Origin of the sequence: Bacillus sp. BD59S, assembly GCF_007363175.1 — a bacterium.
In the GTDB taxonomy this organism is placed as follows: Bacteria; Bacillota; Bacilli; order Bacillales; family Bacillaceae_G; genus Bacillus_A; species Bacillus_A pacificus.
The window spans coordinates 4,689,810-4,712,372 of the sequence record NZ_CP034686.1 but is presented as its reverse complement, the minus strand read 5'-3'; the positions used below and the strand labels follow the sequence as shown (position 1 = coordinate 4,712,372).

General features: G+C 35.7%; 19 protein-coding genes, 1 pseudogene and 1 other annotated feature. Of the genes and pseudogenes, 13 read left to right on the top strand and 7 right to left on the bottom strand.

Going from position 1 to position 22,563, the window contains the following annotated elements; all coding sequences use genetic code 11:
• Positions 1-22: 22 nt before the first annotated feature.
• The gene (gene murB / locus EKQ63_RS26935) at positions 23-940 is read left to right on the top strand and encodes a UDP-N-acetylmuramate dehydrogenase (RefSeq protein ID WP_001057083.1); all 918 of its coding nucleotides are present in this window, start codon (positions 23-25) and stop codon (positions 938-940) included.
• 96 nt (positions 941-1,036) lie between these two features.
• Positions 1,037-1,252, top strand: a binding site (T-box leader).
• Positions 1,253-1,303: 51 nt separating this feature from the next.
• Entirely contained in the window at positions 1,304-2,563 is a 1,260-nt protein-coding gene (gene tyrS, locus EKQ63_RS26930; RefSeq protein WP_001021075.1) for a tyrosine--tRNA ligase, read from the top strand.
• A gap of 270 nt (positions 2,564-2,833) precedes the next feature.
• Here tyrS and EKQ63_RS26925 read toward each other — a convergent pair whose 3' ends face one another.
• From EKQ63_RS26925 to EKQ63_RS26915, 3 genes are all read right to left on the bottom strand, one after another.
• The gene (locus tag EKQ63_RS26925; protein WP_000043204.1) at positions 2,834-4,012 is read right to left on the bottom strand and encodes an NAD(P)/FAD-dependent oxidoreductase; all 1,179 of its coding nucleotides are present in this window, start codon (positions 4,010-4,012) and stop codon (positions 2,834-2,836) included.
• 44 nt (positions 4,013-4,056) lie between these two features.
• Positions 4,057-4,497, bottom strand: coding sequence for a DUF1641 domain-containing protein (locus EKQ63_RS26920; protein ID WP_001115309.1), 441 nt, complete (start codon positions 4,495-4,497; stop codon positions 4,057-4,059).
• 435 nt (positions 4,498-4,932) lie between these two features.
• The gene (locus tag EKQ63_RS26915; protein ID WP_000760472.1) at positions 4,933-5,277 is read right to left on the bottom strand and encodes a winged helix-turn-helix transcriptional regulator; all 345 of its coding nucleotides are present in this window, start codon (positions 5,275-5,277) and stop codon (positions 4,933-4,935) included.
• Between the two features lie 373 nt (positions 5,278-5,650).
• Between EKQ63_RS26915 and EKQ63_RS26910 the strand changes: the two genes are divergently transcribed.
• The 4 genes and pseudogenes from EKQ63_RS26910 to EKQ63_RS26895 all read left to right on the top strand — a co-directional run bounded on the left by EKQ63_RS26910 (position 5,651) and on the right by EKQ63_RS26895 (position 12,446).
• Entirely contained in the window at positions 5,651-6,814 is a 1,164-nt protein-coding gene (locus EKQ63_RS26910; RefSeq protein WP_173601837.1) for an MFS transporter, read from the top strand.
• A 16-nt stretch (positions 6,815-6,830) separates the two neighbouring features.
• A complete protein-coding gene (locus EKQ63_RS26905) occupies positions 6,831-7,670 on the top strand; it encodes an aldo/keto reductase (RefSeq protein ID WP_048528200.1) in 840 nt (279 codons plus the stop codon).
• Between the two features lie 109 nt (positions 7,671-7,779).
• On the top strand, positions 7,780-8,697 hold the full coding sequence (locus EKQ63_RS26900; protein WP_087955053.1) for a thioester domain-containing protein: 918 nt from the start codon (positions 7,780-7,782) through the stop codon (positions 8,695-8,697).
• Between the two features lie 534 nt (positions 8,698-9,231).
• A pseudogene (locus EKQ63_RS26895) lies at positions 9,232-12,446 on the top strand (putative mucin/carbohydrate-binding domain-containing protein).
• Positions 12,447-12,491: 45 nt separating this feature from the next.
• On the opposite strand, the gene EKQ63_RS26890 reads toward EKQ63_RS26895, so the two are convergent.
• Entirely contained in the window at positions 12,492-13,130 is a 639-nt protein-coding gene (locus EKQ63_RS26890; protein ID WP_087955050.1) for an NAD(P)-dependent oxidoreductase, read from the bottom strand.
• Between the two features lie 301 nt (positions 13,131-13,431).
• Here EKQ63_RS26890 and EKQ63_RS26885 point away from each other — a divergent pair, with 301 nt between their 5' ends.
• The 5 genes from EKQ63_RS26885 to EKQ63_RS26865 all read left to right on the top strand — a co-directional run bounded on the left by EKQ63_RS26885 (position 13,432) and on the right by EKQ63_RS26865 (position 19,971).
• Positions 13,432-14,862, top strand: coding sequence for an alanine/glycine:cation symporter family protein (locus tag EKQ63_RS26885; RefSeq protein ID WP_087968627.1), 1,431 nt, complete (start codon positions 13,432-13,434; stop codon positions 14,860-14,862).
• A gap of 333 nt (positions 14,863-15,195) precedes the next feature.
• Positions 15,196-16,635: an alanine/glycine:cation symporter family protein gene (locus tag EKQ63_RS26880; RefSeq protein WP_143881656.1), complete on the top strand. Its 1,440-nt coding sequence runs from the start codon at positions 15,196-15,198 to the stop codon at positions 16,633-16,635.
• A gap of 296 nt (positions 16,636-16,931) precedes the next feature.
• Positions 16,932-18,113, top strand: coding sequence for a NupC/NupG family nucleoside CNT transporter (locus tag EKQ63_RS26875; RefSeq protein ID WP_016718867.1), 1,182 nt, complete (start codon positions 16,932-16,934; stop codon positions 18,111-18,113).
• Positions 18,114-18,463: 350 nt separating this feature from the next.
• On the top strand, positions 18,464-19,645 hold the full coding sequence (locus EKQ63_RS26870; protein WP_000706846.1) for a NupC/NupG family nucleoside CNT transporter: 1,182 nt from the start codon (positions 18,464-18,466) through the stop codon (positions 19,643-19,645).
• 92 nt (positions 19,646-19,737) lie between these two features.
• Positions 19,738-19,971: a hypothetical protein gene (locus EKQ63_RS26865; RefSeq protein WP_087955048.1), complete on the top strand. Its 234-nt coding sequence runs from the start codon at positions 19,738-19,740 to the stop codon at positions 19,969-19,971.
• 25 nt (positions 19,972-19,996) lie between these two features.
• Here EKQ63_RS26865 and EKQ63_RS26860 read toward each other — a convergent pair whose 3' ends face one another.
• Complete coding sequence (locus EKQ63_RS26860) at positions 19,997-20,503, bottom strand: ferritin (protein WP_000949392.1); 507 nt, start codon at positions 20,501-20,503, stop codon at positions 19,997-19,999.
• 53 nt (positions 20,504-20,556) lie between these two features.
• Positions 20,557-20,880: a MazG nucleotide pyrophosphohydrolase domain-containing protein gene (locus EKQ63_RS26855; protein WP_087955047.1), complete on the bottom strand. Its 324-nt coding sequence runs from the start codon at positions 20,878-20,880 to the stop codon at positions 20,557-20,559.
• An 88-nt stretch (positions 20,881-20,968) separates the two neighbouring features.
• Here EKQ63_RS26855 and EKQ63_RS26850 point away from each other — a divergent pair, with 88 nt between their 5' ends.
• Positions 20,969-21,532 (top strand): LOG family protein, encoded by a 564-nt coding sequence (locus EKQ63_RS26850; protein WP_170955601.1) that lies wholly within the window; start codon positions 20,969-20,971, stop codon positions 21,530-21,532.
• A 104-nt stretch (positions 21,533-21,636) separates the two neighbouring features.
• Positions 21,637-21,918, top strand: coding sequence for a hypothetical protein (locus EKQ63_RS26845; RefSeq protein WP_000390910.1), 282 nt, complete (start codon positions 21,637-21,639; stop codon positions 21,916-21,918).
• A gap of 16 nt (positions 21,919-21,934) precedes the next feature.
• Here EKQ63_RS26845 and EKQ63_RS26840 read toward each other — a convergent pair whose 3' ends face one another.
• The gene (locus EKQ63_RS26840) at positions 21,935-22,132 is read right to left on the bottom strand and encodes a hypothetical protein (RefSeq protein ID WP_087955046.1); all 198 of its coding nucleotides are present in this window, start codon (positions 22,130-22,132) and stop codon (positions 21,935-21,937) included.
• Positions 22,133-22,563: the final 431 nt, after the last annotated feature.

Sequence of the window (22,563 nt, the reverse complement as noted above, 5' to 3'; positions counted from 1 at the left end):
ATAGAAATAGAGGAATCGTAAAATGAATATGCAAGAGGTTTATGAATATTTAAGTACGGTATTGCCTGAAGGTCATGTGAAACAAGATGAAATGTTAAAGAATCATACGCATATTAAAGTTGGTGGAAAAGCAGATGTGTTCGTTGCACCGACAAATTATGATGAAATTCAAGAAGTTATTAAATATGCGAACGAATATAATATTCCGGTTACGTTTTTAGGAAATGGATCGAATGTCATTATTAAAGATGGTGGAATTCGCGGGATTACAGTAAGTTTAATTCATATTACAGGTGTTACTGTAACAGGAACGACGATTGTAGCACAGTGCGGTGCAGCAATTATTGACGTATCACGTATTGCACTAGACCATAACTTAACGGGTCTTGAGTTTGCTTGTGGTATTCCAGGTTCAGTTGGCGGAGCATTATATATGAATGCAGGTGCATACGGGGGTGAAATTTCGTTTGTATTAACAGAAGCTGTCGTAATGACAGGTGATGGAGAGCTACGTACTTTGACGAAAGAAGCGTTTGAATTTGGATATCGTAAGAGTGTATTTGCGAACAACCATTACATTATTCTTGAAGCGAGATTTGAACTTGAAGAAGGTGTACATGAAGAAATTAAAGCAAAAATGGATGATTTAACGTTTAAACGTGAGTCAAAACAGCCTCTAGAATATCCTTCATGTGGTAGTGTATTTAAACGTCCACCCAATAACTTTGCTGGTAAATTGATTCAAGAATCAGGACTACAAGGTAAGCGAATTGGCGGAGTGGAAGTTTCTCTAAAACACGCTGGATTTATGGTGAATGTTGATAACGGAACAGCACAAGATTACATCGATTTAATTCACTTCGTACAAAAAACAGTTGAAGAGAAATTTGGTGTGAAGTTAGAGCGTGAAGTAAGGATTATTGGAGAAGATAAAGAATAACATATACGTATGAAACTGCGAATTATTTTAAAATAACATTTGGGTATTGTTGACAAATTGTTTACAATTCAATATAATGGCTAATAATTTAACAAATAACATACGTTGAAAGAGCCCAGTAGCAGTTTGTCACTGTTAACGAGAGAGCTAGGGGATGCTGGAACCTAGCACAAACAAACTTGCGAATTACACTCTGGAGTATCTTAGGTAATGCTAAGCGGATTGGCAATCGATATTATTGCTAAGAGTGGTATGAGTAGCTATGCTATTTATACAAACTGGGTGGTAACACGGTGAATCATCGTCCCTATGTCATAGACATAGGGATTTTTTGTTTTTAAAAAATAAAGGGGATGACAAAAGATGAACATTATTGATGAATTAGAATGGCGCGGCGCCATTAATCAACAGACTGACGAAGAAGGTTTACGTAAGCTAGTAGAAGAGAAAAAGATTTCACTATACTGCGGAGTTGATCCGACTGGTGATAGTATGCATATTGGACATTTGATTCCGTTTATGATGATGAAAAGATTCCAGTTAGCCGGTCATCATCCAGTTATTTTAATTGGTGGAGCAACAGGAACAATTGGTGATCCGAGTGGACGTCAATCAGAACGCCAACTTCAAACGTTAGAAGTAGTTCAACATAATGTGGATGCGTTAACAGCGCAAATGAAAAAGCTATTTGATTTTGGTGGAAATAGTGAAGTGAAGATGGTAAATAACTACGATTGGACACATGAAATAAATATTATTGAGTTTTTACGTGATTACGGGAAAAACTTTAGCATTAATAGCATGTTAGCAAAAGATATCGTAGCAAGTCGTTTAGATACAGGGATTTCTTTCACAGAATTTACGTACCAAATCTTGCAAGCGATGGACTTCCATCATTTATACACGAAAGAAGATGTTCAACTGCAAATTGGTGGTAGTGACCAATGGGGAAATATTACGAGTGGTTTAGATTTAATTCGTAAGTTAGAAGGGCATGAAGCAAAAGTATTTGGATTGACGATTCCGTTACTATTGAAATCAGATGGTACGAAGTTTGGTAAATCAGCAGGTGGTGCAGTTTGGCTTGATCCTGAAAAAACAACACCATTTGAATTTTACCAGTTCTGGGTGAATACAGATGACCGTGATGTCGTTAAATACTTGAAATACTTTACGTTCTTAACGAAAGAGCGCATCGATGAATTGGCAGTGAAGGTAGAAACAGAGCCTCATAAACGTGAAGCGCAAAAAGTATTAGCGGAAGAAATGACGAAATTCGTTCATGGAGAAGAAGCATTCCTGCAAGCTGTGAAAATTACAGCAGCGTTATTTAGTGGAGATATTAAATCGTTAACAGCCGATGAAATTGAACAAGGCTTTAAAGAAATGCCAACATTCCAGTCTTCAAAAGAGACGAAAAATATCGTAGAATGGCTAGTTGATTTAGGTATTGAACCATCTAGACGACAAGCACGTGAAGATATTAATAATGGAGCTATTTCTATGAATGGCGAAAAAGTAACGGATGTAGGTACGGATGTTACGGTAGAGAATTCATTTGATGGAAGATTTATTATTATTCGTAAAGGGAAGAAGAACTACAGCCTTGTAAAATTAGGATAGTGAACAAGACGGAAAAATTATATCGGTGATTTTTCGAATATATCGACCGTAACTCGACTTATATCAGCGATTTTCTCGATATATCGATTTACCGACAAAAGATGACAATAAAAGCTGTTCCAAAACGGGACAGCTTTTATTGTTAAAAAGTCAGTATATTTAGATAAATTTAAAGGGTATATAATTTTTTTGGCGAATAAATAAGTTAGAGAAAATTACGGATAAAAATAGCCCGAACCATGCAGGGCATGATTCGGGCTTATATTCAGATTAGTAAGCTAAGCTGAATAGACCTTTAATGTGTGATAAGTAACGAACGTTACTTGCTTCTTTCATTAATGATGCTGGTAAGCCTTTAAGTGGAGTATTGCTTGCTCCAATTGTAGCAACAGCATCTTTACGTCCTAGACTAGCAAGTGTTCCAGAGTTTACAGGTGCGAACTCTTCGAATGCTTTGCCTTCTAGTGCAGCGTATAAGTTGTATCCAATTAACTCACCCATTTGCCAAGCGATTTGTGCAGTTGGTGGGTATGGACGTCCGTCTGGAGCGAAGACAACAGCGCTGTCTCCAGCAACGAATACGTTTTTGTGAGAAGTAGATTGTAGGTATGCATCAACTGTTGCACGACCACGGTTTACTTCAAGACCTGATTCACCGATTAGTGGGTTACCTTGAACGCCACCTGTCCAAACGAATGTGTTAGCAACAAGTTTTTGACCGTCTTTTAAGTCAATTTCATTGCCAGCAACGTTTGTTACAGGAAGACCAGTTAAGAATGTAACGCCGCGTGCTTCTAGGCTAGTAGTTGCACGTTCGATTAAGTGGTCTGGTAATACTGGAAGGATTTTTGGACCTGCTTCAACAAGAAGAAGTTTAACTTCTTTTGGATTTACGCCGTGGCTTTTTGCAAGTTTAGGCATAATGTCAGCAAGCTCACCAACTAGCTCAACGCCAGTTAATCCGCCACCACCAATTACGATTGTAGCATCAGCTTCGTTTTTCGTTTTCGCGTATTCACGAATACGGTCTTCAACGTGTTTGTAGATTTTGTTTGCATCAGCAGCAGATTTTAATACCATGCTGTTTTCTTCTAGTCCTGGAATACCGAAGTAAGCAGTTTTACTTCCTAGAGCAACTACAAGTGCATCGTAAGATAAAGTAGTGCCGCCAGCTAATTTGATTTCTTTGCTATCAACTGAGAATGACTCAACTGTTGCGATTTTAAGATCGATATCTTTACCTTTGAAAAGCTTTGTAAGTGGCATTGCAACTGCTTGCTCAGACACGTTACCAGCTGCAAGGCGGTGTAGTTCAGTGATAATTTGGTGTGTTGGGTATTGGTTAATCACTGTAACTTGTGCTTCTGATTTGCTGTAATATTTACGTACGTTTAAAGCGGCAAGAAGACCGCCATAACCAGCGCCTAAGATGACAATTTGTTTTGACATAGTATGATATCCCCCGTCTTTACTAATTGTTGTTATAAGTTAACTTATTTATTGTTACGTTCTGCACTAATTTGAAGATATGCGTTCACAAAGCGGAACATTTTTTGTGCTTGTGGGTCTTTTAATAATTTCAATAGACCGAACAGGCCGATAACTTCGTTGCTTTCGTCAGCACGATCTTTCGCTTCGATTGCAGTAGCAGCCATGCTTTTAACTGTATCTTTTACAGGTTCTACAAGCTCTGTGATTGCACCAACAGTGTCGCTTTTTAATACTTCATCAGTAGCAACAGTTTGAGCGAAGTCATAAGACTTAGTTAAAATGTTAACAAGCTCAGTTAATTTTGGAAGCTGTTCTACTAGTGTTGTTAATGATTCTTGTACCTCAGGTTTTAACAACTGATCAAGTACATCAAGTTGTCCTTGGCTAGCAGAAATTTGTACAGTTTCTTGTTCTGGCTTTGTTTGAGTCATAGTTTCTGGCATCTCCAATTCTCCTTTACGATAGCAATACTCTTATTTTTGATAAGTAAGATAGTAAACGGTTACGAAACTTTATACAAAGTTTCACAAAACACAATAAAATGCCTTTAAATTTATGACCGCAAGTAAGCTGCAACCATAAATCTAAAACCATAACGTCTTACTTATTATTTATGAACTGTCCGATATATGGCTTGTCCGCATAATGGAAAAGCTCCGTTACCGGAAAGTGTATATAATATATATCCTATATTATATACTATATACACCTATGTTAACATAAAAATGATTCCTAATTATTTGATATTGAGCGTATAACGTAGTACTGACAAGGTATGAAAGCGTATAAAATATTTTGTTCCAGTTAGAAATGTACATATATATAAACAAAAAAAGGAAAAAACGAACAAATTCACGTTCGTTTTTTCCTTTTTCCTATTATTCACTTTCTGCAATTAGCATCGATGTCTTACCTTCTTTTTCAAGATGGCATTCGCCCCAAGTACAAAGAGAATCAAGAATGGATTCTAAAGACCAACCGTAGTCCGTAAGGGAATATTCTACTTTCGGTGGTACTTGATTGTATACCTTTCTTTGAATAACACCGTCGTCTTCTAATTCGCGTAATTGCTGCGTTAACATTTTTTGTGTAATACCGGGCATAAGACGCTTTAATTCACTCGTTCTCTTTGTACCTTTCGTTAAGTGACAAAGGATAACAACCTTCCATTTTCCGCCGATAACTTCTAAAGTCGCCTCTACAGGAATATTGTATTTCTTCATATAAAGCCCTCCTTTTGTAAGTAAAGTAAGCCAAATCATACAAATGTTACTTTTTAGTACCTATAGCACTTTAAAGTACGTACTTTTTATCAGGTTAAATATGTTTCATAATAGCACATGTAAGAGGCAAATGAGTAGTACGGTACTGAAAAGTGACTATGTTACTTTTTGGTGCCTATAGTACTTTAAAGTGCGTTCTTCAAAAAAAGAATGAAACCATTCATAATAGCATTTGTAGAGATTAAATATATTTTTTAGAAGATAAAAGGGCCTTTTTATCGCACTATTATGATTGGATTTCTTGTAATAAGGAGGAATTCAATTGAGTTCATATACAGTACCATCTTCGGAAGTTCAGACAAATCGAAGAAGTATGTTTGCTTTATTAGCACTAGCAATCAGTGCGTTTGGAATTGGTACAACCGAGTTTATTAGTGTCGGTTTATTACCATCTATTTCAAAAGATTTAAATGTTTCGGTTACAACAGCCGGTTTAACTGTTTCCCTATATGCGTTAGGAGCGGCAGTAGGAGCTCCTGTTTTAACAGCGTTAACGGCTAGTATGTCGAGAAAGACATTATTAATGTGGATTATGGTTATCTTCATTATTGGTAATGGTATTGCGGCATTAGCAACAAGCTTCACCATATTAATTATTGCAAGGGTTGTATCTGCATTTGCACATGGTGTGTTTATGTCAATTGGATCTACAATCGCGGCAGCAATCGTACCAGAGAATAAACGTGCTAGTGCCATTGCTACTATGTTTACTGGATTAACAGTTGCAACTATTACAGGTGTGCCAATTGGAACGTTTATCGGTCAAGAGTTTGGCTGGAGAGCGTCATTTATGGCGATCGTTGTAATCGGAATTATTGCTTTTATCGCGAATAGCATACTCGTCCCATCTAATTTAAAAAATGGTGTACCTGTATCGTTTCGTGATCAATTCAAACTAATTAAAAATGGAAGACTGTTACTTGTTTTCATTATTACTGCACTTGGATACGGCGGTACGTTCGTAACATTTACGTATTTATCACCACTATTACAAGAAGTAACAGGGTTTGAAGCAAGTACGGTTACCATCATTTTATTAGTGTATGGAATTGCAATTGCGATAGGGAATATGGTTGGCGGAAAATTATCGAATCATAATCCGATTCGAGCGCTATTTTACATGTTCTTGATTCAAGCGATTATATTATTTGTTTTAACATTTACAGCGCCATTTAAAGTAGCTGGATTAATCACAATTATTTTCATGGGACTATTCGCATTTATGAATGTTCCGGGACTACAAGTATATGTAGTTATATTGGCAGAGCGCTTTGTTCCGAGTGCGGTGGATGTTGCTTCAGCAATTAATATTGCTGCATTTAACGGAGGAATCGCTTTAGGTTCTTATATAGGTGGCCTTGTAACGAATTCGTTAGGATTAATCCATACTGCTTGGGTAGGTGGCCTTATGGTAGTAGCCGCTGTGATTTTAACAGCGTGGAGCATGACATTAGAAAAAAGAGATCAAGTAAAATAAAAGGAGAGAAAATAAAATGAAAAACTTACAAAGTAAAGCAGTATTAAATAACGGTGTAGAAATGCCTTGGTTCGGTTTAGGTGTATTCAAAGTAGAAGAAGGACCAGAACTTGTAGAAGCTGTAAAATCAGCGATTAAAGCAGGATACCGCAGCATCGATACAGCTGCAATTTACGGAAATGAAAAAGCTGTAGGTGAAGGAATTCGTGCAGGTATCGAAGCAACTGGTATTTCAAGAGAAGATCTATTCATCACTTCAAAAGTATGGAACGCAGATCAAGGATATGAAGAAACAATTGCTGCATATGAAGAGAGCTTAAAAAAATTAGAACTAGATTATTTAGATCTATTTCTTGTTCACTGGCCTGTAGAAGGAAAATATAAAGATACATGGAGAGCGCTAGAAACACTTTATAAAGAAGAGCGCGTACGTGCAATTGGTGTAAGTAACTTCCAAATCCATCACTTACAAGATGTAATGAAAGATGCAGAAATTAAACCAATGATTAACCAAGTAGAATACCACCCTCGTTTAACACAAAAAGAACTACAAGCTTTCTGTAAAGAACAAGGTATTCAAATGGAAGCATGGTCACCACTTATGCAAGGTCAATTATTAGATAACGAAACATTACAAGCAATTGCTGAGAAACATGGTAAAACAACAGCTCAAGTTATTTTACGTTGGGATCTTCAAAATGGAGTAATCACAATTCCAAAATCAACGAAAGAACACCGCATTATTGCAAATGCTGATGTATTTAACTTTGAATTAACGAAAGAAGATATGGAAAAAATCGATGCGTTAAATCAAAATCACCGCGTTGGTCCAGATCCTGATAACTTCGATTTCTAAGATTAAGGTAAGAAAAAAGAGTGCGTAAAAGCACTCTTTTTTTGTGCATAAAAATAGTTTCTAAATAAATACTACTTAGTATTAAGTTTGTTATTAAGGGGCTGTAAACATGAATATAAAGCAATCGTTCAAACTTTTAGCTATGTTTTTAAGTGTTTTATTTGTGTTATTCCCACTTCAAAAAGCATTCGCAGAAGTTATGGACCATACAAAGTATCAAATGGATTGGAGTTATAGTAAGTCCAAGAAGAAACCAATCCGAACAGAGCTTATTAAAACGGCAGATGGCAAAATTGCTTTTTGCTTAAATGTAGATTTGAAATCTCCAAGCGGTCAAGATTTACCGGAAATGGGGAAAGTGGATATTAACGTATACCGTGTATTATTAAATGGATATCCACAAAAGAGTCCACAAGAATTAGGTGTTTCTGATTGGAGAGAAGCACATTATGCAACGCAGCTTGCAGTATGGAATGCGTTAAAGCAAATCGATATTAATGATTTAGATTTCCGCAATAAAAATGTAGAAAAGGTAACGAAAGATATCGTTGCAAAAGCAAGTGCTAGTGATGAGTTACAAGAAATTACGATGAGTGTAACTCCTACAGAAGAACAAGAAGCAGTATTAAAAAATGATTTCTTTGAAACAGGCTTATATACAGTAGAAACAAATGCAAAAAGTGGAACGTATAAAGTGCAAGCAACAGGTGCACCAGCGGGAGCCAAATTTGTAAATGAAAAAGGCGAAGCAAAAACGGAATTTAATGTAGGAGAAAAGTTCCGCATTTTAATTCCGAAACAAACACCAGCTGGTGGATTTAGCTTTAAAGTAATAGGAAAATTAACGAAACTACAAGGCATTGCGCATAAAGGTACACCGACAATTCAAAATGCAGTTGTATTACTTGAGCGCAGTGAAGAAGAAACAAGTCCGGAGTTATCAGTGAGCTGGAAAAAAGGAAATGGTCATGATAATAATAAACCACATACTCCAAACGAACCGCATAAACCGAATCAAAAGAGATAAAGAAAAAGCATTGGCGTGTGCCAATGCTTTTTATATATGAAATGTAAAATTATATTAAAATAATTATTAATTAAACAAAACACTGTTTTTATGTTGTAAAAGATATTTGAAAATAACAAAATATAATAAAATCCAAACGTTAAGATTAATAGATTAAATTCACGAAATTGTAACATTATTCTAATTGAAAAGTCTATCAGACAAAGTGTAAAGCGTGTACAATTCAGTTGGAAAAACTACCTATAGATGGTCATATATGAAGAAAATGTAAGATTCTATTTCTATTTTTATTTCTAGATGTATAGATGACAATACTAAATGATATCTTTTACTATTTTCTTTTTATGTACGAAGAGAACTCATCACAAATAGAGAGAAGTGAGGAGGACATATTATATAAAAATTTTACAATGTAAGAAAGCGAATACATGGAGGGAAATGCGGTAGTAAGAGATACAGGTGCGCGAGGTGTTCGTCTATTTATTAAATGTTTTTATAAAAATAATAGGATTTTTAATTAAATGAATATATAGGATGGTTTTTCTAAATAAAGGAACAGGGGACACAGATTATGTCAAAGAAAAAAAGAGTAGGGTATTAGTGGCTGGTGTTTGTTTAGCTACGTTGTTAACGCCATATGGACTTGAATTACCTAAGGTGTATGCAGAGATGGCAATTGAAGATAAGGAGAAACAGGAAGAAGAGCGAGTGTATCAATTGCTGCCAAAAGGTGATGTAGAAGGGATGCGTGAGTTGCATCAGCGTCAAATGAGTTTTTCTCCTTATGAACCAACGGGCATTTATGTAAAGCCAGGTGAAGAAGTAGTTATTCAAGTAGAAGGGACTCAACAGATTAAAGCTTATATTGGTACATATTCTTATGAAAAAGAAGAGCCTAAACAATTCAACTTAAATCCTGGTGAGAATAAAATTTCTTCTTCAAATGGGGGACTATTATACTTTTATAATTATCACAACACAGGAGAAGTAGTTGCTAAAGTGAAAAAAGGTGGTACACCAAATCCTTTATTTATTTTAGGAAAGCATACGACAAAAGATTGGAAGCGTATGTTGGCAGAGAACCCTAATCCATATGCAATAGAAATGAAGGGAGAAAATAGTTTATTAACTATGCACCCTGAAACTGTGGCGGAACATTTGAAGCAAGAAGATCCAGCTGCGTTATTAAAGAAACACGATGAAATAATTAATATAGAACATAAGATATCAGGTTTATCAAAAGATGGTGCGGGTGTTGCGAATCAAAGTAAACATTCCATTCATTTTGTTGAAGACTGGTATACAGACGATTATATGTATGCGACTTATTATCGAACAGCTTATAGTAAAGGCAATTTAGAGTCAGTACTAAATCTAGAAGAGTTAACTAATGATGGATGGGTCCTTGGCATGAAGTTGGACATCAACATCAACAAGACACTTGGTTATGGGATGGACTTGGAGAAGTAACCGTTAATATTTATTCTTTGGCAGTTCAAACTACATTTGGGCATAAAACAAGGTTAGAGCAAGAGAGGCGCTATGAAGCTGCATTTGCTTATTTAGGTAAACCGGATGCACAAGAGAAGATGGATGAATTCGAGAAGTTAGTTATGTTTTGGCAGTTGCATTTAGCTTATGGGGATCAATTCTATCCGAATTTACATCAAATGTATCGTTTGTTACATGGTACAGAACTGCCTAAATCTGATGAAGAGAAAAAGCAGATGTTTATTTATATGACGTCAAAAGTGGCAGGACAAAATTTAATTCCTTTCTTTGATAAATGGGGATTAATTGCAAATGATGCTACAAGAGAAAAGATTGAAAAATTAAATTTACCAAAATTAGAAAAAGAAATTTGGTTATCTACAGATAGTAATCCAATTCGTGAAAAACAAATTGAGTTATATGAAGCTCCATATGGCGAGCCAAATAATGAAAGAATACAAAATGTAGTAATCGGTACTACATATGATGAGAAAAAAGCAAAGGAACTTGTACAGAATTTAGGAGAAGGTGTAAAAACAACAGGTGTGATTACACAAGGAAAGCCTGAAGTTGGAGAAAAAATTGTAAAAGTAGAAATTACAGATGAAAAAGGTAATAAGAATTTAATTCCCGTTATAGCAAATGTTGGTTATGGTGATAGCTTAGTATTCAAAGGACTTAATTATGATACTAATATTAAATCAATCGTAACACTGCAACATGATCAGAAAAAGTTTAGTGCGATGGCTGATTCAAATCCAGTGCACTATTATTTTAAAGAAGACACGTATTTTGAATTCTCATTACTAGACCAAAATGGAAATGAGAAAAAGAAAGCAACAGTAAAAGGTGTTGAAAATGCGGAAGAATTCGCGAAATCAATTAATGGGTTAGAGTTTGAGTATGGTGATGTAGTGAAAGTATATCACGCTGAATCAGATCGTTTTAATTGGTATCAAAATAATGACTTTATCGGCCAAGGTAAGGCGAAGGTAGATAAAGAATTATTATTTAAAGTAACAGAAAAGGGCTTTGAGCGAATGGGGGCCCAGCAAGAAGTAACGGCAGTCCCACAAAAGATAACAGTTGGAACAGATGTTGAAAAGTTAGAAGCGAAAGATTTTGTTCAAGTGAAAGATGGAGAAGTAATCGGGTTTGTAGAAAAACCAAATACAATAAAAATTGGTGAACAAAACGTAAAAGTAGAAACGAAAGATCGTTTTGGAAATAAGCAAGTAACAGAAGTACCGTTAGAAGTGGTTTATGGAGATAGTATTGCATATGTAGGATATGGCGATGATATTGCTTCAATTGTAACTTTAAAGCACGAAGAGAAGAAATTCCATGCAACTGATATGGATAGTGAGATTCATGAGTATTTTAATAAAGAGCTATACATGGGGATCACGTTATACGATCGAGACGGAAAAGAGAAAAAACATGTAACAGCAGAGGGACAAGAAACATCAGAGAACTTTGCGAAGCAAGTGAATGGTATGCAGTTCGAGTATGGAGATGTGGTGAAAGTATTCCACGCAGAACCGGTTCGTTTGAAATGGTATCAAAATAATACCCTTACTGGTCAAGGTGAGAAAAAAGGGGCAAAAGAACTATTCTTCAAAGTGACAGAAAAAGGTTTTGAGAGAATGGATATGTTGCAAGAAGTAAAAGCAAAACCGCAAAAAGTAGTAATCGGAACAAATAGTGAAACATTAGATGCGAAAAACTTTGTTGAAGTAAAAGATCGAGAAGTAATTGGTTTTGTAGGAAAACTAGATACATCAAAAATTGGTAAACAAACAGTAAAAGTAGAAACGAAAGACCGTTTTGGCAATAAGAAAGTGACAGAAGTCCCGGTAGAAGTAACATATGGAGATAGTCTAGTGTATCAGGGACTCAGTAATAGTATTCGTTCAATTGTAACGTTTAATCATGATGAAAAGAAATTACATGTAACACATACAAATGAACAAATTCATAGCTACTTTAAAAACGAGTTATACATGGGAATTACGTTATATGATGGAGAAGGAAAAGAGAAAAAGCATGTAACAGCAGAAGGACAAGAAACTTCAAAGAATTTTGCAGAGCAAGTAAACGATACGCCATTCCAGTATGGGGATACGATAAAAGTGTATCATGCAGAATCTGATCGTTTAAGTTGGTATAAAACTGGTGAGTTACTTGGAAAAGGAGATGCGAAGAAATTTAAAGAGATTTCCTTCAAGATTACTCCAAATGGTTTAGAACAAGTATAATAAAGAAAAGCTCGTAAAACACTATGTTTTACGAGCTTTTCTTTATTATTCAGCTTCAGAAACAACTGTGAAGCGTTCGTTTACGTGTTTTGGATTTTCGATTTCATCAAGTGCTGCAACTGCGAAGTCTTCATAACTTACGTAGCTATCGCCTTTTGCATTAACAAGAAGGTTGTCTTTACCAGCTGTATAAGAGCCAGTACGTTTTCCTAATGCAAATAGTGCAGAAGGGCTGATGAATGTCCAAGTAATATCATTTGTTTGTTGTAAGATTTCTAAGTTTTTACCTTGGTTTTGAGCAGTTGCAAGGTATTCGCCTGGGAATCCTGGTGTATCAAATACACGTGTTGTTTTCTCTTCGTCTACAAATAAACTACCAGCGCCGCCGACTACAAGTAATTTCGTATTAGGTGCACCTTTCATAGCTTCAATTAGTACATTTCCTGCATCTACGTGAAGATGTTCTTGTCCTGCAGGAGCGCCAAATGCATTTACAACTACGTCAAACGCTTGTAGGTCGTTAGATGTAAGAGAGAATACATCTTTCTCTAAAACTTTTACATTGTCTTCTGTAATTTTTGCAGCGTTTCTTACAATTGCAGTTACTTCGTGTCCGCGATCCAATGCTTCTTTTAAAATACGACTTCCTGCTTTACCAGTTGCTCCGATAATTCCGATTTTCATAATAAATCCCTCCAAAGTGTTTTGTTAAAGTGTATATCTGAAAGTGAATGAATGTATTGTAATTAGGTTTGTTACAACCTGTTGTAATCATTATAGTTACAGGTTGATGTTTTTGTCAATGGGGTAGTTTGTAGATTTATTTTTTGTTTTAGTATGCACAGTTAGAGGGAGGGTAGTCATAACGATATTGTTACTGCGACCCTGTCTAATATTTGGAAATTGCAAATTGTCGAAAAATGTTGATTTTTGAATGTTTTTTAAATATAATTCGTTTTATGGAGAAAAGGAGGGGGTTAATTGTATGAATATTTTAGAGCAATTTATTTCATCAACAAATACAATTCTTTGGTCATATATTCTTATTGCAATGTTAATTGGTTTAGGTCTTTATTTTTCTATTAAATTAAAATTTGTACAACTTACTCATTTAGGGGAAATGGTTCGACTAATGAGTGATGGATTAACTGGAAAGACGCGTAAAAAGGGGAGTGTATCATCTTTCCAAGCATTTTGTATGAGTTCAGCAGCTCGTATTGGAATTGGGAACTTAGCTGGTGTAGCGTTAGCTATTTCTATGGGAGGACCTGGTGCAGTATTTTGGATGTGGGTCATTGCGATTATCGGAGCGTCTTCAAGTTTTGTAGAAAGTACGCTTGCCCAAATTTATAAAGTAAAAGATGGCAGTGGCTTCCGTGGTGGTCCTGCTTATTATATGGAAAAAGGTTTAAATAAACGTTGGATGGGAATTTGGTTCTCTATCCTTATTACAGTTAGTTACGGTTTAATTTTCAACTCAGTACAAGCGAATACAGTAACATTAGCGTTTGAAAATGCATTTGGTTTAGAGCGTTATATTGTTGGTATTGTATTAGCTGCATTAGTTGCGGTTATTATTTTTGGTGGTGTAAAAAGTATTGCACGTATGTCGGAAATGATTGTTCCGCCAATGGCGCTTATTTATATTGCGGTAGCTATTTTTGTTGTCATTAAAAACTTCTATTTAATACCAGATGTGTTTACGGAAATCTTTAAAGGTGCATTCGGTTTAGATTCAGCTGTAGGTGGCGGTATAGGTGCTGCGATGAAATATGGTATTCAGCGCGGATTATTTGCGAACGAAGCAGGTATGGGTAGTGCGCCGAATGCAGCAGCAACAGCTGATGTAACGCATCCAGCAAAACAAGGTTTTATTCAAACAATTGGAGTATTAGTAGATACATTCTTAGTATGTACATCAACAGCATTTATCGTACTATGTTCTGGTGCATATAAAGCAACGAATTTAGAAGGTATTGAACTCACGCAAAATGCATTAAGTTCACAAATTGGCCCATGGGCAAGTAGCTTCTTAGCGATTATTATTTTCTTATTTGCTTTCAGTTCACTTCTAGGAAACTACTATTATGGTGAAACAAATATTGAATTTATTAAACAAAGTAAAACTTGGTTAACAATTTACCGTATTGCGGTAGTGGGAATGGTATTATTCGGTTCTGTTGCGACGCTTCAAGTTGTATGGAATATGGCAGATTTATTTATGGGCCTAATGGTAATTACAAACTTAATTGCGATTACACTTCTTGGACGATTTGCGTATGCTGCATTGGCAGACTATGTAAGGCAAAAAAAACAAGGAAAAGATCCAGTCTTCCGTGCAGATTCTATTCCTGGTTTAACGAACACAGAGTGTTGGGATAAGTCAGCGGTAACGGATAAAGAAAAAGCAGTATAATGAAAAGGCGAGCATCGAGATGAATCCGGTGCTCGTTTTTTTATTGTAGTAAATGATGAAAAGAGTGAGAGGTAATGATTAATATAATTTTTGTTTGTTCATTTCTCATGTTATTTTTAGGGAACGTACTGTCTTAAAGGTATGATTGGTCGCATAGGGTGAGTGATTTAGTATTGAATAAATGCGCGTACTAGTTATAATTTTACGTAAAAAAAACATGCGTGTTAAATAAGTTGACTTACTCATGTTAGAAAACCTAACATAAAGTTCTTGATTACTAAGAGTTTTTAGAATATAATTTTCTTATTGTTAGGAAGAGGGGGCAATGCAATTATGGATTTTTTAGCTAAGGTAATTGGGGATATAAATAATGTCCTTTGGTCATATGTCATTATTGCGATGTTAATTGGGTTAGGGCTTTACTTTTCATTCCGTGTGAAATTTGTCCAAGTTCGTTACTTCGGTGAAATGATTCGATTGCTTGGGGATGGGGCGAGTTCGAAAACGAGGAAAGCACAAAAGGAGAAGAGCGGTGTATCATCGTTCCAGGCTTTTTGTATGAGTACAGCTTCTCGTGTAGGTACTGGGAACTTAGCTGGTGTAGCTATCGCAATTTCAGCAGGTGGACCAGGAGCAGTATTTTGGATGTGGTTAATTGCGGTAATTGGGGGTGCTTCTGCATTTGTAGAGAGCACATTAGCGCAAATTTATAAAGTGAAAGATGGGAATACGTTCCGTGGTGGTCCAGCGTATTATATGGAAAAGGGTTTAAATAAGCGCTGGCTTGGAGCTATTTTCTCTGTATTAATAACAGTAAGTTTCGGATTAATTTTTAACGCTGTACAATCTAATACTGTAGCAGCTGCTTTTGATGGGGCATTCAAAACAGATAGTAGATTAGTAGGTCTTGTAATGGCTGGTTTACTTGCAGTTATTATTTTTGGGGGAGTAAAGCGAATTGCACGCGCGGTTGAAATGATTGTTCCAGTAATGGCGATTATTTATGTAGCAGTAGCATTATTCGTTGTTGTAACAAACATTACGGCAATTCCGTATGTATTTAAAGAAATTTTCTTACATGCTTTCGGAATTAAAGAAGTAGTAGGTGGAGGATTAGGTGCTGCGATTTTATTAGGGGTAAAACGCGGATTATTCTCAAATGAAGCAGGTATGGGTAGTGCGCCGAACGCAGCTGCGACTGCAAACGTAACGCACCCAGTTAAACAAGGTTTCATTCAAACTTTAGGGGTATTTACAGATACATTATTAATTTGTAGTTGTACAGCATTTATCATTCTTTTATCAGATGTGCATAATGCAGCTGATTTAAATGGTATTCAATTAACGCAACAAGCATTAAGTCAACATATCGGACCGTGGGCATCTATATTTGTAGCAGTTGCAATCTTCTTGTTTGCATTTAGTTCATTAGTAGGTAACTACTACTACGGTGAAACGAATATTGAATTCTTAAATGGAAGTAAAGTGTTATTAACAGCGTACCGCATTGCTGTACTTGGTATGGTTATGTTAGGGTCTGTAGCAACAATTCAAATCGTTTGGGATTTAGCAGATCTATTCATGGGTATTATGGCTGTTATTAACTTAGTTGCAATCGTATTCCTTTCTAAGTATGCTTTTGCAGCGTTATCAGATTACGTAAAGCAAAAGAAACAAGGAAAAGATCCAGTCTTCTATGCGAATTCAATTCCAGGTCTGAAAAATACAGAGTGCTGGGAAGAGCAAGTAGCAGATAAAGAAAAAGCGGTATAATGAGGTGAGCATCAAGTGAAACTTGATGCTCATTTTTTTGTTTTATCCAGATATTTGTTGGTAGTAAAAGACGAACATTAATGAGTGTTTTATAATAAAATGTAATTTTTTAAAGAAAAGTGCGGATATGAGTTGTGATTTATGTTAGAATGGAAAATGCCTTTGAAACAAGAGGTTTTATGATTTTTCTTATCCGATTGAAGATTTTGGAGGAGAAATGGAAAGTTCGGATTATTTCTTGTTTTGAGTGGTCAGACGTTCAACGTTAATGAAGAGTTAAATGGAGGATTTTATTAATGAAGTTTGTTATGTTTCTTGTAGGATTACTCGTTGTATTTGTACTCGGTTTTCTTATAAGCTCCGATCGAAAGAAGATTAAGTATAAACCAATCGCAATTATGCTTATTATTCAGCTAGCATTATCTTATTTCTTATTAAATACGCAAATTGGTTATATTTTAGTAAAAGGAATTTCAGATGGATTTGGCGCGCTTCTTGGATATGCAGAAGCTGGAATCGTTTTTGTATTTGGTGGCCTTGTTAATAAAGGAGAGGTTTCATTCTTCTTAACAGCGTTATTACCAATCGTATTCTTTGCCGTTTTAATTGGAATTCTGCAGCACTTTAAAATTTTACCGATATTTATTCGTGCTATTGGTACTTTGTTAAGTAAAGTTAATGGTCTAGGAAAACTAGAATCATATAACGCAGTAGCGGCTGCTATTGTTGGGCAAGCGGAAGTATTTATTACAGTAAAAGATCAATTAAGTAAAATCCCAAAACATCGTTTATATACATTATGTGCATCTTCCATGTCGACAGTATCGATGTCAATCGTCGGTTCTTATATGAAAATGATCGAACCAAAATATGTAGTAACAGCACTTGTATTAAATTTATTTAGTGGTTTCATTATCATTCATATTATTAACCCGTACGATATTACAGAAGAAGAAGATACACTGAAATTAGAAAATAAGAAAAAACAATCATTCTTTGAAATGCTAAGCGAATATATTATGCTTGGTTTCACAATCGCGATTACGGTAGCAGCGATGTTACTTGGTTTCGTAGCATTAATTACAGCAATCAATAGCTTGTTTGATTCCATGTTTGGTATTACATTCCAAGCTATTTTAGGATATATTTTCTCACCATTAGCATTTGTAATGGGTATCCCGCAAGCAGAGATGGTAACAGCGGGACAAATTATGGCAACAAAATTAGTATCAAACGAGTTTGTTGCGATGCTTGATCTTGGAAAAGTAGCTGGTGATTTATCAGCTCGTACAGTAGGTATTCTTTCTGTATTCCTTGTATCATTTGCGAACTTCTCATCTATCGGAATTATTGCAGGTGCAACGAAAGGTATCGATGAAAATCAATCAAATGTTGTATCATCATTCGGTTTACGCCTTGTGTACGGTGCGACATTAGTAAGTATTCTATCAGCGATTATCGTTGGTGTTATGTTATAAAAAAGATGGTCCTAGCTCATAGCTAGGGCTATTTTTTATGGTAAATATGCATAGAAAAACCAATTAATTAGGAATATATTAACATATAAAAATCTTTTAAATTTATATTGCTTTTCAGTTAGATAACGCTTACAATTTGATTTGTAGGTGGTATCAATTTCAGACTTTCAAGTATGGTAGGAGAGAAGAGGCTACCTTTAATAAATTGCAATTTATGTAAACGCTTACTGATTTTAGATAACAGTTGAATAGTATTTAGGGGTTTTAAATTTTTTTAACATCAATGGTCAGACGTCATTCGTTATACGTTATACGACCAATAACTCGTGGGAGAAGTGGAGGATTCACATATGAAAATAGTAATGTTTCTAGTCGGTTTACTTGTAGTATTTGTACTAGGTTTCCTTATCAGTTCAGATCGTAAGAAAATTAAATATAAACCAATTGCACTTATGCTTGTCATTCAATTGGTACTTGCATATTTCTTACTAAATACAAAGGTCGGATTTGTATTAGTAAAAGGGATTGCAGATGGGTTTGGCGCTATTTTAAAATTTGCGGAAGCAGGGGTTAATTTCGTATTTGGTGGTCTAGCAAATGATGGACAAGCACCATTCTTCTTAACGGTATTATTACCAATCATTTTCTTAGCAGTATTAATTGGGATCTTACAACATATTAAAATTTTACCGATTATCATTCGTGCAGTCGGTTTCCTATTAAGTAAAGTGAACGGTTTAGGAAAACTAGAATCATATAATGCAGTAGCAGCTGCGATTGTTGGTCAAGGGGAAGTATTCATTACAGTAAAAGATCAATTAAGCAAATTACCGAAAAATCGTTTATACACACTTTGTGCATCTTCTATGTCAACAGTATCGATGTCAATTGTCGGTTCTTATATGAAAATGATTGATCCAAAATATGTAGTAACGGCACTTGTATTAAACTTATTTAGTGGATTCATTATCGTTCATATTATTAATCCATATGACGTGAAAGAAGAAGACGACATTTTAGAATTACAAGAAGATAAAAAGCAAACATTCTTTGAAATGTTAGGCGAATATATTATGCTTGGTTTCTCTATCGCTGTAACAGTAGCGGCGATGTTAATTGGTTTCGTAGCATTAATTACAGCAATTAATGGTGTGTTCGATTCAATTTTCGGAATCACATTCCAAAGCATTTTAGGATACATTTTCTCACCATTAGCATTCGTAATGGGTATCCCAACATCAGAGATGCTAACAGCAGGACAAATTATGGCAACGAAATTAGTAACGAACGAATTCGTTGCAATGCTTGACCTTGGTAAAGTAGCTGGTGATTTATCAGCTCGTACAGTAGGTATTTTATCCATCTTCCTTGTATCATTTGCGAATTTCTCATCAATCGGAATTATCGCAGGTGCAACGAAGAGTATCGATGGCAAACAAGCAAACGTTGTATCATCATTCGGATTAAAACTTGTATACGGTGCAACGTTAGTAAGTATATTATCAGCGGTTATCGTTGGGGTTATGCTTTAATAAATAGTAAAGAAGTCGTTTATCTCTCGCTTAGAGGGATGAACGACTTTTTTGTTTTGGTATGATAAATAATACAGAGAGGGGGAATTAGGTTGGAAGAACAGGATATTTTAAAGGAGTTTGACGAGATTATAGATAACATTGATCAATTAACTGGAGAAGATGCTAGAGCGTTTTTGAAATTGATACATGGATATTTGAGCATAGTAGAAGAAGGCGATGGGACTTTTACTCATAGTGATTTTGTTGAAAAGGTTTCTAGGTTTTATAAGAAAGATGTGGTGAGGGTTATTCAGCTGAGAGAAGAAATAAAAAAATCACCTTAATCCATTCATTAAGGTGATTGAAATACTACTCAGCTGGAGGCGTAAATGTACGTTTCTCTAATTCAGCATCTAACATAAATAATGCGTTTGAATCGCTTGTAATACGTTTTAATTTTTGGATGATGCTATCGAATGAGGCTTCTTCTTCTACTTGCTCATCGACGAACCATTTTAAGAATGTAATTGTTGCGTGTTCACGCTCATCCCAAGCGATATCAGATAAGTTGTAAATACGCTTCGTTACTTCACGCTCGTGCTCAAGTGCCACTTCAAAAGCGTTTAATACAGATTCATACTCGTTATTCGGGTTATCAAATCCAGTAATAATAGCGCGCTCACCGCGGTCATTAATATAGTTGTAAAGCTTCATTGCGTGGAAACGTTCTTCTTCAGCTTGTACAAGGAAAAAGTTAGCGAATCCATCATAGCTTTCGGCTGTACAGTAAGCAGCCATTGCCATATAAGCGTGGGCAGAGTAAAACTCAAAGTTCATTTGATCGTTTAGTGCATCGTGCAATTTTTTAGATAACATAAAATCCCCCTTAGTATTGTGACAAGAATATTATATCACAATTGATAATATTCTCATTTGGATGTTTCAAACCTTTTCGAAAGCTTTGTGACGTGTGCGTCCATAATGTCTTGCAAATCTAAATCATATTTTTGTGAAAGAATAATAAGATTAGATAGTACATCACCAAGTTCTTCTTTTAGTTCTTGTTTTAGCTCTTTTTCTGTTTTCGCATCTTCATCAGGGCGATCGCGGCCGATTTCAATAGCGCGAACGACTCGTGAAACTTCCCCAACTTCCTCGGTTAAGAAATTTAAGCGAATAAAGGCATTATACTGTGACCAGCTTCGTTTTTCGTAAAATTCCTCAACCCATCTTTGAAATGCAACGATATCCATTTCTTCCTCATCCCTTCAATATGTTGTACAATGACAATTGTATCATAACAATATATAGTTTCGGGGTGTAAGGATGAGAAAGATTTGTGTGTTTGCAGGTTCCAACTTAGGGGAGAGACCAGAATTTAAAGAGCAGGCAATAGCGTTAGGGAAAATGTTTGTTGAGAACGACTATGAGCTTGTATACGGTGGTTCTTGCGTTGGATTAATGGGAGAAGTAGCAAATGAAGTTCTTCGTTTAGGTGGGCGTGTAACAGGTGTTATGCCGCGCGGTCTATTCCGAGGGGAAATTGTACATACAGGATTAACAGAATTAATTGAAGTAGAGACAATGCATGAGCGTAAAGCGAAAATGGCAGAGCTTGCCGATGCTTTTATTGCGCTTCCAGGCGGGTATGGAACGTTTGAAGAGCTATTTGAAGTAGTATGTTGGTCACAAATTGGTATACATAATAAGCCAGTTGGTTTATTGAACATAAAAGGCTTCTACGGACCAATTCTGCAAATGGTTGAACGTGCAGCAGAAGAAGGATTTATGAATCCATCAAATAAAGAGTTAATCGTTTCAGCTGAGACGGCAGATAAACTAATTCATGCAATCCAAAATTATGAGCGTCCTGTTTTGGGAACGAAGTGGAAGCAACTATCATAGCAAATACGGAAACACATGTCGTTTTAATTTAAGATGGCATGTGTTTTTAATTTAGTTAAATATATTAATTTTTAGATGTAATGTTTTTGGGAAAGGAGAAATAGATGGAGGAGTTCGTATATTTACGTCCGGTTTTTAAAAGTATTTTAGCAGCGTCTATTCTTGTTATGCTAATTGTTTTGAGACAGAAGAAAGAGTTGATTAATGAATTTTCGCTTTGGTTTATCTCGGTATTGTGTATCGGTGTTTCCGCGATAACGTTGTTTATGTCGGGATTCATCGTTGATGAGTATAATCTAGGTGGAGATCCACAATCGTTTTGTATGTTTATTGCGATTGGTTGTATTAGTGGCCTGAATTTCATTATTTATTACAGAAGGCAATAAAAAGAGGCATTCCGTATTACTTTGGAATGCCTTTATCATTTTGATTACTTTGTTTTTTATACAAGTACCAGCCACCCCAGCCGCCACCAATTGCTATGACAACGAGGAAAGCATAGTCCTTAACCTCGACACGTATATTGAAAATATTAGCTATAAGTAAGAGAATCCCAACTGTTATTAACGCAAAAAATGCTCTAATTAAGTAGTCTTTCAACTGAACCACTCCCGTCATTTAAGTAGTAAATGATGAATTTGGAAAAGCCTTTTGAATCTATGATGCTAAAGGGTGTTTCCTATATTTTAACATAGATGAGATTGTAATATGTTGATAAAAGTAGGGGAGAGGTGTTTGTTAATATTGTCGTGATTTGTCGATAAGTCGATATAATTGAAAAATCGCTGATATATTGGAGGGAATCGCCGATATATTGGAAAAATCGCTGATATAAATTTCATGTACCAGCATGCGCGACCAATCTATAGAAAAAAGCGACTCTGAACGAGCCGCTTCCGCTTTTAATTATTATCCAGCTTCAGCAGCTAGAATGCTCGGTGGCTTCGCTCTCTCGCTCGAAGCAAAAAGCGCTTCAAGGTCGAGAGCTCCAATGCCCTGCGATTCTGAACGAGCCGCTTCCGCTTTTAATT

Bases quoted from the DNA above. Each gene is read 5' to 3' on its own strand.
- murB (WP_001057083.1), top strand. From the start codon at position 23: ATGAATATGCAAGAGGTTTATGAATATTTAAGTACGGTATTGCCTGAA.
- tyrS (WP_001021075.1), top strand. From the start codon at position 1,304: ATGAACATTATTGATGAATTAGAATGGCGCGGCGCCATTAATCAACAG.
- EKQ63_RS26925 (WP_000043204.1), bottom strand. From the start codon at position 4,012: ATGTCAAAACAAATTGTCATCTTAGGCGCTGGTTATGGCGGTCTTCTT.
- EKQ63_RS26920 (WP_001115309.1), bottom strand. From the start codon at position 4,497: ATGCCAGAAACTATGACTCAAACAAAGCCAGAACAAGAAACTGTACAA.
- EKQ63_RS26915 (WP_000760472.1), bottom strand. From the start codon at position 5,277: ATGAAGAAATACAATATTCCTGTAGAGGCGACTTTAGAAGTTATCGGC.
- EKQ63_RS26910 (WP_173601837.1), top strand. From the start codon at position 5,651: ATGTTTGCTTTATTAGCACTAGCAATCAGTGCGTTTGGAATTGGTACA.
- EKQ63_RS26905 (WP_048528200.1), top strand. From the start codon at position 6,831: ATGAAAAACTTACAAAGTAAAGCAGTATTAAATAACGGTGTAGAAATG.
- EKQ63_RS26900 (WP_087955053.1), top strand. From the start codon at position 7,780: ATGAATATAAAGCAATCGTTCAAACTTTTAGCTATGTTTTTAAGTGTT.
- EKQ63_RS26890 (WP_087955050.1), bottom strand. From the start codon at position 13,130: ATGAAAATCGGAATTATCGGAGCAACTGGTAAAGCAGGAAGTCGTATT.
- EKQ63_RS26885 (WP_087968627.1), top strand. From the start codon at position 13,432: ATGAATATTTTAGAGCAATTTATTTCATCAACAAATACAATTCTTTGG.
- EKQ63_RS26880 (WP_143881656.1), top strand. From the start codon at position 15,196: ATGGATTTTTTAGCTAAGGTAATTGGGGATATAAATAATGTCCTTTGG.
- EKQ63_RS26875 (WP_016718867.1), top strand. From the start codon at position 16,932: ATGAAGTTTGTTATGTTTCTTGTAGGATTACTCGTTGTATTTGTACTC.
- EKQ63_RS26870 (WP_000706846.1), top strand. From the start codon at position 18,464: ATGAAAATAGTAATGTTTCTAGTCGGTTTACTTGTAGTATTTGTACTA.
- EKQ63_RS26860 (WP_000949392.1), bottom strand. From the start codon at position 20,503: ATGTTATCTAAAAAATTGCACGATGCACTAAACGATCAAATGAACTTT.
- EKQ63_RS26855 (WP_087955047.1), bottom strand. From the start codon at position 20,880: ATGGATATCGTTGCATTTCAAAGATGGGTTGAGGAATTTTACGAAAAA.
- EKQ63_RS26845 (WP_000390910.1), top strand. From the start codon at position 21,637: ATGGAGGAGTTCGTATATTTACGTCCGGTTTTTAAAAGTATTTTAGCA.